A 13,727-nucleotide genomic window follows, 5' to 3' on the forward strand; every position below is an offset into this window, starting at 1 on the left:
GCGCTCAAACGCCGGAGTACATCCAACGCCCTGCCACCGGCATGGCCGCCGTCAGAATCGTGCCGCTTTCCGATTCCGTAATGAACAGCGTCTTGCGCTCGGCGCCGCCGTAGGCGACGTTGGTCGTGTGATAGCCGATCTCGGACTGAATCCGGTACATCGGCTCGCCGCGCGCCGAGAACAGCCACACCGCGCCGATACCGACATGCGCGACCGCCAGATTGCCGTCCTCGTCGAGCGCGAGCCCGTCCGGGCCGCCGCCGCCGGACATCTGGATGAAGCACCCGACCTTGGCTGTCCGGCCGCCGCGCAACAACGGAATGCGCCAGATGGCATTGGCCCGCGTGACGGCGACATAGAGCGCCGACTCCTCGCGGTTCAGCACCAGTCCGTTGGGACTCGGCACGTTGTCCATCAGGCAATCGATCTGCCCGTCCTTGCGCAGACAGAAGACCCGTCCGTTGGGATTGTGCAGGCCCGAGAGACCCTGATCCGTAAAGTAGAGATCGCCGTTCGAGGCGAACACCAGATCGTTGACGGCCCTGAGCCGTTCGAGATGAACCCGTTCCAGCACGGGCCGCACGGTCTTTTCTACGGGATCGAACAGCATGATGCCGTTCTTGTAGTCGGCGACGAAAATCCGGCCGTCCTCGTGGATTTTCAGGCCGTTGGGCTCGCCGTCATAGGTGTGCATCAACTCGAAGCGGCCCTCGGGACTGACGCGGAAAATGCGGCCCCAAGGGATATCGACGCACCAGAGGTTGCCGTGCCGGTCGAACGACGGACCTTCGAGCAGGGAATGGCCGGGCATGCCGGCCGGCTGCTGGGCGTGCCACTCCGACGAGGCCTGCGGCTGCCTGAATTCGTCGGGCAACGTCGCGAACACTTCCGTCTTGATACGCCTCGGCTCTGCATACATGGCAATCTGTCTCCAGCAGTTTCGTATTCTTGATCTGCGGCCGCTACGGCAACGCGCTAGCCGGCCTTGTTGAAGCGATTATGTCGACAGCGTGAAGCGCCCACAATCGCTCGTTTCTTATCGATTGATGCTGAAATCCGATCAATCGGCGCACAATCGGCGCGGAGCCGACGACGCAACCCCAGCGATGCTTGCTACGGGCGCGCCGCCCGCAGCGGCGGCGTCCGTTCGCCGAGCAACTGGCGAAACGCCGCGCTGCTGGGCGTTTCCGAGCGATCCGTCAGGCGCGCCACGCCGATCATGCGGCCCACGCGCTCTTCCAGCGACAGGACCGTGCAGCGCGACACGTCGAGCTTGCCGAGACAGATCTCGGGCACGATACCCATGCCGAAACCCTCTTCGACCAGCCGCACGAGAGTCGACATGTTCCAGGTTTCCTGATGCGCGACGGGCGTGGCGCCGCATGCCGCAAACGCACGCTCGATGATCTGCCATAGGGTCGTCCCCCTGGGACTCGCCATCAGGGGGTATTGCGCGGCTTCGCGCAGGGAAATGCTGCGCCGCTCGCCGAGCGGATGCGTTCGCGGCACGACGAGGAAACATTCGTCCCAGAAGAGCGGCTCGAAAACCGTGTGGTGACGGTCTTCGAGATCCGAGACGATCGCCAGATCGACCACGCCCGCTTCCATCATCTCGATGCAGCGCCGCGAGTCCACGTCGAGCAATTTCAGCGTCACGCCCGGATGCCGGCGATGGAACTCGCCCATGATAGTCGGCAGCACCGTCTGTCCAATCGACGGGACGGCGGCGATCGTCAGTTCGCCGCTCTGCAAAGCCGCTTTCTTGCGCAACGATTCGGCGACCCGCTCCATGTCCTCGACCGCCGTCTTGGCCACGACGAACAGTTGCTGCCCTTCGTCGGTCAGCGTGACCTGCCTCGTCGTTCGATGGAACAGGCGCACGCCGAGCCGATCTTCGAGCTGGCCGATGCGGGCGCTGACAGCGGACTGGGACGTGTGAATCTGTTCCGCCGCGCGGCGGAAACTGAGCGTTTCGGCAACAGCGAGAAACGTGATGAGGTTGTTCAGATTGAAGGTGAGCGCCATGAGGGAGCGAGCGGTACGTCGGAACTGGATTGCGCGTCAAGATACCAGAACCGTTGCGCCCCGCCGCGCTCCGTCAATCCGTCTTCTCCACCGGCACGCGCCGCGCGGCGTCCCCTTCATCGTGCGATGTCGCGTAGAAAACCCGCGCCCGCCCGATCACGATCTTCAGCATCGCGATCACCGGTACCGCGAGAAAAATCCCCGCCACGCCGCCGAGCTGATCGCCGGCGAGCAGGCCGACGATCACGAGAAACGGACTGACCTCGACCCCTTCGCTCATCAGATAAGGATTGAGCACGTAGTCCTGAAAGAGCCGGTACAGGCCGATGAAAATCACCAGCCACAGCAGATGCGGATAGCCGCTGAACACCGCGACCACGAGCGTGATCGCGACCGCGGCGAGCGGCCCCGCGAACGGCACGAATTCGAGCAGGCCCGCGCTGACCGCGAGCAGAAACGCGTACGGCACGCCGAGCAGCGAGAACGCAACGCCGTAGCACAGCAGCGTCGCGAGCGACAGAAACAGCATCGCGCGCGCATACTTCGAGAGCAGAACGTTCACGTCGTCGACGATATCGCTCCACAGCGCGCGATGCCGCCGGTTCAGCAGCGCGAGAAACGCATCGCGCATGTGCGCGCCGTCCTTGATGAGCAGAAAGCTCAGGATCGGAATCAGCACCAGATAGATCAGGTTGCTCGCCGCATGCACGACGCCGAGGCCGAGGCTGCGCGCCACCGGCACGGCCTTGTCGGAGCCGGTCTCGATCTGGCTGCGCACGAAGTCGACGATGCGCTCGCGCAGCGGTTCGAGAAAATGCGGCAGCGGCAGACGGTTCGGCACGTCGGTGCGCATCAGCTCGGGCAATTGCGCGAGCAGACGCGTCGCCTGATCCTGCAACTGCACGCCGAACAGCGAGCCGACCACCGCGAGCAGCGCGACCACGACGACGAACACGAGCGCGATCGAGGCGACGCGCGGCACGCGGCGCGGTCTCACACGCTCGATGAGCGCGACCATCGGATAGATCAGATAGCTGAAGAACACCGCGAAGATGATGACGAGCACCGTCGTCGACGCGACATAGATGACGAAGAACAGCAACGCGAGCAGGGCCGCGGTCCAGACTTTCCTGGCCGTGCCGACATCGAATCCCAGCATGAACCGTCCTCGAATAGGCGATGTGATCCGGCGCCTTACCGGCGCCGGGGACATCCGACTGTATCAGGTGCGCGCGGGCCGCGTGTGACCGACGGGTTCGCGGGTACGAGCGGCATGGGCCGTGTCCGTGGTCCTGCGCGCGGTCTTGCGCGTGCTCATACGCACAGTTGCGCGCGGGCCGCCGCCTGCGCACTGTCTGCACGCAGCGGTGCACGGCAAGGGGAACCCCCGCGCAACGTGAGAAAACGTCAACTCTTCAGCTGTTCGAGCATCGCATCGGCCGCTTCGCCGACCTTGGCCTGCATCCGCCCGGCAAGCTTTTCCGCCGCACCCTCGGCCTGCTGCACGCGATTACCGGTAATTTTGCCAATCGCTTCCTTGATCGAGCCCTTCAGTTCCTTCGCTGTACCTTCTACCCGATTTCTGTTCATGGCGCTGTCCTCGTGGGATTGAAACGGCAACCCGGGCAGCGGCCTTGCCTGAACCGCCGTGCGCGGCTCGCGACGCGCCTCGGCGTGCGGCTCAGGAACCGCTTTCGTCGCATGCCGCGATTCGCATCATGCGATTGCTACCCGGGTAATCCCTCAGATATAGCAAGCGGCGTTCCCGGCTCGACGGTACGCGATTCGCGCCATCCGCTCGACATTTCGCGCCACCCGGAACCGCTCGATTCCGGCCCACCCAGCCGCCGCGACCACTGGACAACCCGCCATCGGCAACGATCGATCAAGCTCGCTCCCGCGTCATGCTCCCACGCCGTGGCCCCGCATCACGCTCCGCCGGCAGACCCGTGCGCCTCAGTGTGCGGTTCGCTCGCCTGCCAGCGCGGCGCGCGCTTTTCGAGGAACGCATTGACGCCTTCGCGCTGATCGGCGCCATCGAACAGATCGACGAAACGCTCGCGTTCGAGCGCAAGCGCCGCCGCGCGCGGCACCCCATGGCGCGCCTGATGGATCAGTGCCTTGCTGAAGCTCACCGCCTGCGGGCTCAGACCCGTCACGCGTTGCGCCATCGCCAGTGCCGCCTCACGCGCGGCGCCCCGCTCGACGACTTCCTCGACGAGACCGATGCGCAGCGCGGTCGCCGCGTCGACACGTTCGCCGGTCAGGATCATGCGCTTGGCCCAGCCCTCGCCGACCAGCCACGGCAGCGTCTGCGTGCCGCAACCGCACGGCAGCAGACCGACCGAGGTCTCGGGCAAGGCCAGCACCGCGTGCTGTTCGGCGATGCGGATATCGCACGCGAGCGCGCATTCGAGCCCGCCGCCCATCGCATAGCCGTTGAGCGCCGCGATCACGACGGGCCGCGCGTTCTGCAACGCTTCGAACGCCGCGCCGAAGCGCGCCGCCGCGATCCGCGCGACTTCGCGATTGCCGTCGGCGAGCGTGTTCAGATCGGCGCCCGCGCTGAAGAATTTCGGCCCGTCGCCGGTGATGACGAGCGCGCGCACGCGCGCGTCGCCGTTCAATTGTCCGACGAGGCGCTGCAATTGCAGCAGGCCATCGGGCGTGAACGCATTAGCGGGCGGACGCCGGAGCGTGAGCAGCGCGACAGCGCCGTCGTGCGCGTAGTCGAGTTCGATCATCGCGCGCCCCCGCCGCTCGCTTCGCGGCCATCTTGACGATATAGCCTGATGACCGCCGAAAAATCCAGCCGTCCCGCGCCGTGGGTGCTCATCGTCTGATAAAGCTGCTGCGCGAGCGCGCCGAGGTAGACCGGCTGCCGCACGCTGCGCGCCGCATCGGTGGCGAGGCCGAGGTCCTTCAGCATCAGGTCGGTGCCGAAGCCGCCGCTATAGCCACGCGAGGACGGCGCGCTGTCGATCACGCCCGGCATCGGGTTATACGTATCCGAACTCCAGCAACGCCCCGTCGACGTATTGATGATGCCGCCGAGCACCTTCGTATCGATGCCGAGCGCCTCGCCGAGCGACATCGCCTCGGCGACGCCCGCCATCGAAATGCCGAGCACGAGGTTGTTGCAGATCTTCGCGACCTGGCCCGTGCCGGTATCGCCGCAATGCACGATGTTCGTGCCCATCGCCGAGAGCACCGGCTTGACCTGCTCGTACGCGCTCGCGCTGCCACCGACCATGAAGGTCAGCGTGCCGGTCGCCGCGCCGCCGGTGCCGCCCGAAACCGGCGCATCGACGAAGGCGTTGCCGTGACGCGCCGCGAGTTCGGCGCAGGCTTTCACGGTGGCCGGATCGATCGTGCTCGAATCGACGATCGGCACGCCCGGCGCGATGCCGGCGAGGATGCCGTCGTCGGCGGTCAGCACGCTGCGCACGTGGGGCGCCGCGGGCAGCATCGTGATGACGCATTCGGCCTCGCTCGCGGCCGCCCGTGGCGAGCCGGCCGCCTGCGCGCCCGCGTCGGCGAGCGTGCGCACGGCCTGCGCGCTGAGGTCGAACACGCTCACCGCATGGCCCGCCTTAAGCAGGTTCAACGCCATCGGCGCGCCCATGTTGCCGAGTCCGATAAAGCCTATTTTCATGGTGTCGTCTCCGTGTTTTCGCGTTGCGCCGTGCGCGCTCAGCGCAGGCGGATCGTCGTATTGACGCCATCGTTGACGGTGTCGTCGTCGAACCAGCGCGCCGTGACCGTCTTGGTCTGCGTATAGAACTGCACGACCTGCTTGCCGTACGGACCGAGGTCGCCGAGCTTCGAGCCGCGCGAGCCGGTGAAGCTGAAAAACGGCACCGGCACCGGAATCGGGATATTGATGCCGACCTGGCCGATATCGATCTCGCTCTGGAATTTGCGCGCCGCCGCGCCGCTTTGCGTAAAGAGGCCAACGCCGTTGCCGAACGGATTGGCATTGACGAGCGCGATCGCGTCGTCGAGCGTCGCGACGCTCAGCACCACGAGCACCGGCCCGAAGATTTCGGTGCGGTAGATTTCCATGCCGGTCGTCACGTCGCTGAACACGGTCGGGCCGATAAAGTTGCCCTGCTCGTAGCCGGGCACCCGCACATCGCGGCCGTCGAGCGCGAGCGTCGCGCCCTCCTTCACGCCCGCGTCGATCAAGCCGAGAATGCGTTGCTTCGCCGCGCGCGACACCACCGGGCCGACGTCGGTGCCGGGCTCGTGGCCCGCGTTGACCTTCAGCGTCTGCGCCTTCGCGACGAGTTCGGGCAGCCACTCGCGCGCGCTGCCGACCAGCACCGCGACCGAAGTCGCCATGCAGCGCTGCCCCGCCGCGCCGAACGCGGCGCCCGCGAGCGCATTGAGCGTCTGCTCGCGGTTCGCGTCGGGCAGCACGACCGCGTGATTCTTCGCGCCCATCATCGCTTGCACGCGCTTGCCGTGCTCGCTGCCGAGGCGGTACACGTGCGTGCCGACCGCCGTCGAGCCGACGAACGAAATCGCCTTCACGAGTTCGTGCGTACAGAGCGCATCGACCACCTCCTTGCCGCCATGCACGACGTTGAGCACGCCCTTCGGCACGCCGGCTTCGAGCGCGAGTTCGACGAGCTGCATCGTCGAGAGCGGGTCCTGCTCGGACGGCTTCAGCACGAACGTGTTGCCGCAGACGAGCGCCATCGGGAACATCCACAGCGGGATCATCGCCGGGAAGTTGAACGGCGTGATGCCGGCGCATACGCCGAGCGGCTGACGCAGCGTGTAGGTGTCCACGCCGCCGGCGACGTTCTCGACGAATTCGCCCTGCTGCAAGGTGCCGATGGAGCAGGCATGCTCGACCACTTCGAGACCGCGGAAGATGTCGCCTTCGGCATCGGGAATCGTCTTGCCCTGCTCGGCGGAAAGCGTCTTCGCGATGCGCGGCATATGCTCGCGAATCAGTGCCTGGTACCTGAGCATGATGCGCATGCGCGCGCCGACCGGCGTGTCCTTCCAGGTCCTGAACGCGGCCTGCGCGCTGCGCACGGCGGCATCGACTTCGGCAACGGTCGCGAACGGCGCGCGCGCGAGCACCGCCTGCGTCGCCGGGTTGACGATGTCGCGCCACTCGGTCGTCTGCGATTCGACGAATTCGCCGTCGATCAGCAGCTTGACGGTGGAGACGGCGCCAGCGGCGGCGGCGCAGCCGCTCTCGTTCGAAGCGTTCGAAGCAACGATGCTCATGCTGAAACTCCTGTGCGATGGCCGCGCGGCGGCCGGACGGCGATGGGAAGGAAAAAGCGTGGGCCTCGCGTCGGCATGGGGATGCGGACGAAGCGACACGAGGGCCGATAAACAATCCTGTGAGCGGGCCGGCAAGCGAGTCTGGAAGCGATCCGGGCAGCGAGCCTGCGAGCCGCCCTGACAAATCGTGCTGATAAATCATGCTGACAAGCGGCCCCGCAAACAGACAGCACGATCAACCGGCTGACGTTCCAAAGACGCTCCGGAGACTCGCCCCCAACGATCAACGCAGGTCGGGAAAATCCTCTTCCCAGTACTCGTCGGGCAGACGCGCGGGTTCGGCCGCACGCTCCATTTCGCGGCGCCGCAATTCGACGCGGCGAATCTTGCCGGAGATCGTCTTCGGCAATTCGCTGAATTGCAGGCGGCGAATCCGCTTGTACGGCGCGAGCTTTTCGCGCGAGAACGCGAACACCGCGCGCGCCAGTTCGGGCCCGGCCACGTAGCCCTGGCGCACGGTGACGAACGCCTTCGGCACCGACAGCTTCACGGCGTCGGCGCTCGGCACGACGGCCGCCTCGCCGATCGCCTCGTGCTCGATCAGCACGCTTTCGAGTTCGAACGGGCTCAGCCGGTAGTCGGACGATTTGAACACGTCGTCGGCGCGGCCGACGTACACGTAGTAGCCGTCGTCGCGGCGCAGCGCGACATCGGAGGTGCGATAGAAGTCGTCGCGCATCGCCTGGGCCGTCGCGTTCGCGTTGTTCGCATAGCCCGTCATGAGACCGAGCGGCCGCTTGGCGAGCGGCAAGGCGATCTCGCCCTCGCTGACCGGCTGATCGTCGGCATCGAGCAGTTCGACCGTGTAGCCCGGCAGCGGACGACCCATCGAGCCCGGCACGACCGGCTGCCCCGGCGAGTTGCCGATCTGGCAGGTGGTTTCGGTCTGACCGAAGCCGTCGCGAATCGTGATGCCCCATGCGTGCTTCACGCGCTCGATGATCTCGGGATTGAGCGGCTCGCCCGCGCCGACGATCTCGCGCAGCTTGACCGGATAATCGGTGAGGTGCTCCTGCACGAGCATGCGCCACACGGTGGGCGGCGCGCACAGCGTGGTCACGTTGAAGCGCACGAGCGCATCGAGCGTGTCCTTCGGCACGAAGCGCGCGAAGTTGAACACGAACACGCAGGCCTGCGCGTTCCACGGCGCGAAGAAGCAGCTCCACGCGTGCTTGGCCCAGCCCGGCGAACTGATGTTCCAGTGGATATCGCCCGCCTGCAGGCCGATCCAGTACATCGTCGACAGATGGCCGACCGGGTAGCTCTCGTGCGTGTGCTCGACGAGCTTCGGCTTCGACGTCGTGCCGGACGTGAAGTACAGCAGCAGCGGATCGCTCGCGCGCGTGACGCCGTCGGGCGCGAAGTGCGGCGATGCCTCGCGGGCGGCGGCGAGATCGGTCCAGCCTTCGCGCGGCGTGCCAACCGAGAAGCGCGTGAGCGGCACGTCGAGCGTGTCGAACTTGGCGAGTTCGGCGCTATCGGCCACCACGAACTTCGCGCCGCCGATCTGCACGCGGTCGCGCACGTCGTCGGCGGAAAGCTGGGTGGTGGCGGGCAGCACGATCGCGCCGAGCTTCATCGCCGCGAGCATCACGTCCCACAGTTCGACGCGGTTCGGCAGCATCAGCAGCACGCGGTCACCACGGCCGACACCGGCGCCGCGCAGGAAATTCGCCATGCGCGCGGAGCGCTCCGACATCTGCGCATAGGAGAGGCGCAGGCCGTCGCTGGACGGATCGTCGACGATCCACAGCGCGGGGTTGTCGTTGTTGCGCGCGATTGCGTCGAAGTAGTCGAGCGCCCAGTTGAACTCGCCCAGCGTCGGCCAGGCGAATTCGCGATACGCGCGCTCGTAGTCGGTCCGATGGCGCAAGAGCAGATCGCGCGCGTCGAGAAAGGCTTTCGCTGCTGTCATCGTCGTCTCCAATGTCGATCTGAGTTAGCGCTTCAGCGCTTATTCTGATCCCATGCAACGCGGTCGATCAGAGTTAGCGCTTTAGTTGTCGATCCGGAGTTGGCGTTTCAGCGCTTACTCCGATCCCATGCAAAGCAGTCGCGCATGGCGCGCTGCGCGCTCCATTTTTTGCCGTAGTTGCTGCCGAGGTTGCCACATGCCCGCCGCGAACGACCCACGGCCAGGCTATTTTGCGCTCAAACATGCCTCGCGATCACCATCCGCTGCACTTCGCTCGTCCCCTCGTAAATCTGCGTGATGCGTGCATCGCGGTAATGCCGCTCGACCGCGTAATCCTCCAGATAGCCATAGCCGCCATGAATCTGGATCGCGTTCGAGCAGATTTCCTCGGCCAGTTCCGAGGCGAACAGCTTCGCCTGCGACGCCTCCGACAAACACGGCCGCCCCGCCGAGCGCAGCCGCGCCGCGTGATGCACGAGCAGGCGCGCGGCATTCAGGCGCGTCGCCATGTCCGCGAGCATGTTGGCGATCGTCTGATGGTCCCGGAGCGGCTTGCCGAACTGCTCGCGCTCGCTCGCGTAGCGGCGCGCGGCGTCGAACGCGGCCCGCGCGATGCCGACCGCCTGCGCCGCGATGCCGATGCGCCCGCCTTCGAGATTCGACAGCGCGATGCGCAGGCCCTCGCCCGGCTCGCCGAGCAGATTCGCGGCGGGCACCGCGCAGTCGTCGAGCGAAATCGGGCAGGTGTCGGACGCGCGAATACCGAGCTTGTGCTCCGGTTTGCCGACCTTGAAGCCCGGCGTATCGGTCGGCACGATAAACGCGGACAGGCCGCGCTTGCCGCGCTCCGGATCGGTCACGGCGAACACGATCGCGAGGTTCGCGCGCGCGCCGTTGGTCACGAACTGCTTGCTGCCGTTGAGAATCCAGTGGCCGTCGCGCGGCACCGCGCGCGTGCGCAGATTGTTCGCCTCGGAGCCGGCCTGCGGCTCGGTCAGGCAGAACGCGCCGATCGTACGGCCGGTCGCGAGGTCGCGCAGATAGCGCTCCTTCTGCGCGGCGCTGCCGAAATTGAGGATCGGCCCGCAGCCGACCGAGTTGTGCACGCTCATCAGCGTCGCGCAGGCTGCGCAGCCGGCCGCGATCTCTTCGAGCGCGAGCGCGTAGGCAACGTAGTCGGTGTAGGAGCCGCCCCACTCGGACGGCACGATCATGCCGAGCAAGCCGAGTTCGCCCATCTGCGCGACGACGCCGGCCGGCAGTTGCGCGTCGCGATCCCATTGCGCCGCGTGCGGCGCGAGGCAACCGGTGGAGAAGTCGCGCGCGGCGTCGCGAATCATCCGTTGTTCGTCGGTGTAGAAACTGTCCATGCCTGCGTCCCGGGGTGTGCGAACGAGGCTCGAAGTGCTCGCGGTGCCCGCTCGCGCCCCCCGCCGTCGCTCATGGCTTGCCGCTGTAGTGTAGGCAAGCCGGGCGCGTCTCTCGATGCTCGCTGCGCTCATTGTTATTGAGCGCTTTTGCCATACTGTTACTATGCGCATACGCGGTGCCCCGTGTTTACAGGGATTTTGCGCATCGCTACCATGCGCCACTGAGCGCTTTTGCCAGATTCGGCCCCGCTCGGCCGGCATCGACCCGCCCCCCCATGAAAAGCGACAAAGGCACGATCTCCGTCAGTCTCGTCGAGGAAACGCTCGCGCTCGCGAGGGCGCGCGGCCTCGATGCGCTGCCTCTTGCCGAGGCGGCCGGCATCGCCGCGCCGATGCTCGCGTCGTCGAAAAGCCGCGTGTCGTCGGCGCAATACGGTGCGCTCTGGACCGGCATCGCGCGCACCCTCGACGACGAATTCTTCGGCCAGGACTCGCACCCGATGAAAAGCGGCAGCTTCGTCGCGATGACGCAGATGGCGCTCGGCGCGCGCAACGGCGCGCAGGCGCTCGCGCGCGCGGTCGGCTTCATGCGGCTCGTGCTCGACGACCTCGGTGCGGTCATCGAAACGAATGCCGAAACGGGTGCCGCAACGAAGGTTGAAGCAGCGCCCGGAACGGGCTCACTGCGGGACACGCGTCAGCGCGTGAGGCTGAAATTCGTCGAACGCCCCGGCGCGCCCGCACCGGCGATGTTCGCGTACGCCACGTATTTCATCCTCGTGTACGGCCTCGTGTGCTGGCTCGTCGGACGGCGCATTCCGCTGCTCGAAGCGCGCTTTCGCTGCGCCGCGCCGCCCGCCGCTCACGAATACAGGCTGATGTTCTGCGAGTCGATGCATTTCGACGAACCCGAGTCGTACGTCGATCTCGAACCGGCGTTTCTCGACCTGCCCGTGATCCAGACCGCGCGCTCGGCCCGTGCGTTTCTGCGCGATGCGCCGGGCAACTTCATCGTCAAATACCGCAATGCCGGCTCGCTCGCCGCGCGCGTGCGCAAGACGCTGCGCGCGCTGCCGACGGCGAACTGGCCCGCCGCCGACCAGATGGCCGCGCGTCTGCACGTCGCCGAGGCAACGCTGCGGCGGCATCTGAAGCAGGAAGGCTATACGTATCAATCGATCAAGGACGCGCTGCGGCGCGACATCGCGATCGCGGAATTGCAGCGCACCCACCGCACGATCGCCGACATCGCCAACGCGGTCGGCTTCGCGGAACCGAGCGCGTTTCATCGCGCGTTCCGCAAATGGACCGGCATGCGGCCGGCCGACTATCGCCCGGCAAGCGGTGCCGGCCTCACGCGACTCACGCGCCGCGCGGAATCGGACTAAGCTTTAAGAGGCAACAGGCCAGCCTTGATCGAGGTATCGGCCCGCGCTCGCCGGACTTAAGCGGCGGGCGCGGTGGCCGTCGGCGATGAACACGTCCACGCGTTTTCCGCTCCGGCAGTCCGGTTCGCGCAGGCCGCTTATCCGCGGCGGTGCGGCGCGCCGGTTGATGCGCACCATCGGCGCGCGCGGGGTGCTGTTGCCGGTGGGGTTCGCGTTGGCGTTGGCCTTGGCGATTGGGCTGGCATCCGGATTCACCGCCGGCCCCACCGCCAGGTTCGCGGCCGGATTGACGTCCGGGCTCGCGGCCGGATTTTCGGCGCGCGAAGGCTTCGCGCTGGTGCAAACGGCCCATGCCGCCCCTGACGCGGCGGCCACCGCGAACAGCGTCGTCGTGATTCCGGTGAACGGCGCGATCGGGCCGGCCAGCGCCGATTTCATCGTGCGCGGCCTGCAACGCGCCGCGAATCAGCGCGCGCAACTCGCGGTGCTGCAACTCGATACGCCGGGCGGGCTCGATACGTCGATGCGGCAGATCATCAAGGCGATCCTCGGCTCGCCGGTGCCGGTCGCGACCTTCATCGCGCCGAGCGGCGCGCGGGCCGCGAGCGCCGGCACCTATATCGTCTACGCAAGCCATATCGCGGCGATGGCGCCAGGCACCAACCTCGGCGCCGCGACACCGATCCAGATAGGGATCGGCGGGACCGAGCCGCCCGCGGGCGGCGGTGCGCCGGGTGCGCCAGCTTTACCGGGTACGCCGGGAACACCGGGTACGCCAGGCACGCCGGAATTGCCGGACATGCGCGCCTTGTCAGGCAGTGCGTCCGGTCCGTCAGCGTCCGGCCCCCTGGCATCGGGTTCATCAGGCACCTCAGGCGCATCGGCGCCCGCCACCGCCGCAGCCGCAGCCGAGCCTGCCGCGACACCACCATCGCCCGCCGCGAGCGCACTCCCCCTCGACACCCAATCGACCGAACTGCGCAAGCAGGTCCACGACGCGGCCGCCTACATCCGCGGCCTCGCGCAGATGCGCGGGCGCAACGCCGACTGGGCCGAGCGCGCGGTCCGCGAAGCCGTGAGCCTGTCCGACGAGGAAGCGCTCGCGCAGCACGTCGTCGACGTCGTCGCGCGCGACGTGCCCGACCTGCTGCGCCAGCTGAACGGCCGCACCGTCGCGACGACGGGCGGCAGCATCACGCTGCACACCGCCCACGCGCCGCTCGTCGTGCTCGAACCCGACTGGCGCAACCGCTTTCTCGCCGTCATCACCGACCCGAGCGTCGCGCTGATCCTGCTCATGCTCGGCATGTACGGCCTGTTCTTCGAATTCGCCAATCCGGGCTTCGTGCTGCCCGGCGTGGTCGGCGCGATCAGCCTGCTGCTCGGCCTGTTCGCGATGCAGATGCTGCCCGTCAGCTACGTCGGCCTCGGGCTCGTGTTTCTCGGCATCGCGTTCCTGATCGGCGAGGCGTTTTTGCCGACCTTCGGCTCGCTCGGCTTCGGCGGCGTGGTCGCGTTCGTGATCGGCGCGATGATGCTGATGGACACCGACGTGCCCGGCTACGGCATCCCCTTGCCGCTGATCGCGGCGGTGGTCGTGTTCAGCGCCGCGTTCGTGCTCGGCGTGTCGCGGCTCGCGCTGCGCGCGCGGCGGCGCCCGGTCGTGACGGGCGCCGAGGCGCTGATCGGCTGTATCGGCGTGGTGCTGGACGGCGGCACCAC

General features: G+C 67.1%; 11 protein-coding genes. 2 read left to right on the top strand and 9 right to left on the bottom strand.

Features of this window, described 5'->3' with window-relative positions:
* Nucleotides 1-4: 4 nt before the first annotated feature.
* The 9 genes from F3J20_RS03045 to F3J20_RS03085 all read right to left on the bottom strand — a co-directional run bounded on the left by F3J20_RS03045 (nucleotide 5) and on the right by F3J20_RS03085 (nucleotide 10,617).
* Nucleotides 5-919, bottom strand: coding sequence for an SMP-30/gluconolactonase/LRE family protein (locus tag F3J20_RS03045; protein WP_167281829.1), 915 nt, complete (start codon nucleotides 917-919; stop codon nucleotides 5-7).
* 194 nt (nucleotides 920-1,113) lie between these two features.
* Nucleotides 1,114-2,025: a LysR family transcriptional regulator gene (locus tag F3J20_RS03050; RefSeq protein ID WP_167041587.1), complete on the bottom strand. Its 912-nt coding sequence runs from the start codon at nucleotides 2,023-2,025 to the stop codon at nucleotides 1,114-1,116.
* 73 nt (nucleotides 2,026-2,098) lie between these two features.
* Nucleotides 2,099-3,184 (bottom strand): AI-2E family transporter, encoded by a 1,086-nt coding sequence (locus F3J20_RS03055; RefSeq protein WP_167281830.1) that lies wholly within the window; start codon nucleotides 3,182-3,184, stop codon nucleotides 2,099-2,101.
* 248 nt (nucleotides 3,185-3,432) lie between these two features.
* A complete protein-coding gene (locus F3J20_RS03060; RefSeq protein ID WP_167041581.1) occupies nucleotides 3,433-3,615 on the bottom strand; it encodes a CsbD family protein in 183 nt (60 codons plus the stop codon).
* Nucleotides 3,616-3,953: 338 nt separating this feature from the next.
* A complete protein-coding gene (locus tag F3J20_RS03065) occupies nucleotides 3,954-4,769 on the bottom strand; it encodes an enoyl-CoA hydratase (protein WP_167281832.1) in 816 nt (271 codons plus the stop codon).
* Complete coding sequence (gene mmsB / locus F3J20_RS03070) at nucleotides 4,766-5,680, bottom strand: 3-hydroxyisobutyrate dehydrogenase (protein ID WP_167281834.1); 915 nt, start codon at nucleotides 5,678-5,680, stop codon at nucleotides 4,766-4,768. Before mmsB ends, F3J20_RS03065 begins: the two co-directional genes overlap by 4 nt.
* 38 nt (nucleotides 5,681-5,718) lie before the next feature.
* Nucleotides 5,719-7,272, bottom strand: a complete 1,554-nt coding sequence (locus F3J20_RS03075) for a CoA-acylating methylmalonate-semialdehyde dehydrogenase (protein WP_167281836.1) — start codon at nucleotides 7,270-7,272, stop codon at nucleotides 5,719-5,721.
* Between the two features lie 283 nt (nucleotides 7,273-7,555).
* Complete coding sequence (locus F3J20_RS03080; RefSeq protein WP_167281838.1) at nucleotides 7,556-9,247, bottom strand: AMP-binding protein; 1,692 nt, start codon at nucleotides 9,245-9,247, stop codon at nucleotides 7,556-7,558.
* Between the two features lie 236 nt (nucleotides 9,248-9,483).
* A complete protein-coding gene (locus F3J20_RS03085; RefSeq protein ID WP_167281839.1) occupies nucleotides 9,484-10,617 on the bottom strand; it encodes an acyl-CoA dehydrogenase family protein in 1,134 nt (377 codons plus the stop codon).
* Nucleotides 10,618-10,892: 275 nt separating this feature from the next.
* Between F3J20_RS03085 and F3J20_RS03090 the strand changes: the two genes are divergently transcribed.
* Together F3J20_RS03090 and F3J20_RS03095 are read left to right on the top strand one after the other, a co-directional pair.
* Complete coding sequence (locus F3J20_RS03090) at nucleotides 10,893-12,005, top strand: AraC family transcriptional regulator (RefSeq protein ID WP_167281841.1); 1,113 nt, start codon at nucleotides 10,893-10,895, stop codon at nucleotides 12,003-12,005.
* A gap of 85 nt (nucleotides 12,006-12,090) precedes the next feature.
* A partial coding sequence (locus F3J20_RS03095) for a nodulation protein NfeD (RefSeq protein WP_167281843.1) occupies nucleotides 12,091-13,727 on the top strand: 1,637 nt, incomplete at its 3' end.

This window comes from Paraburkholderia sp. Cy-641, assembly GCF_011752945.1.
GTDB lineage: Bacteria > Pseudomonadota > Gammaproteobacteria > Burkholderiales > Burkholderiaceae > Paraburkholderia.

Bases quoted from the DNA above. Each gene is read 5' to 3' on its own strand.
- F3J20_RS03045 (WP_167281829.1), bottom strand. From the start codon at position 919: ATGTATGCAGAGCCGAGGCGTATCAAGACGGAAGTGTTCGCGACGTTG.
- F3J20_RS03050 (WP_167041587.1), bottom strand. From the start codon at position 2,025: ATGGCGCTCACCTTCAATCTGAACAACCTCATCACGTTTCTCGCTGTT.
- F3J20_RS03055 (WP_167281830.1), bottom strand. From the start codon at position 3,184: ATGCTGGGATTCGATGTCGGCACGGCCAGGAAAGTCTGGACCGCGGCC.
- F3J20_RS03060 (WP_167041581.1), bottom strand. From the start codon at position 3,615: ATGAACAGAAATCGGGTAGAAGGTACAGCGAAGGAACTGAAGGGCTCG.
- F3J20_RS03065 (WP_167281832.1), bottom strand. From the start codon at position 4,769: ATGATCGAACTCGACTACGCGCACGACGGCGCTGTCGCGCTGCTCACG.
- mmsB (WP_167281834.1), bottom strand. From the start codon at position 5,680: ATGAAAATAGGCTTTATCGGACTCGGCAACATGGGCGCGCCGATGGCG.
- F3J20_RS03075 (WP_167281836.1), bottom strand. From the start codon at position 7,272: ATGAGCATCGTTGCTTCGAACGCTTCGAACGAGAGCGGCTGCGCCGCC.
- F3J20_RS03080 (WP_167281838.1), bottom strand. From the start codon at position 9,247: ATGACAGCAGCGAAAGCCTTTCTCGACGCGCGCGATCTGCTCTTGCGC.
- F3J20_RS03085 (WP_167281839.1), bottom strand. From the start codon at position 10,617: ATGGACAGTTTCTACACCGACGAACAACGGATGATTCGCGACGCCGCG.
- F3J20_RS03090 (WP_167281841.1), top strand. From the start codon at position 10,893: ATGAAAAGCGACAAAGGCACGATCTCCGTCAGTCTCGTCGAGGAAACG.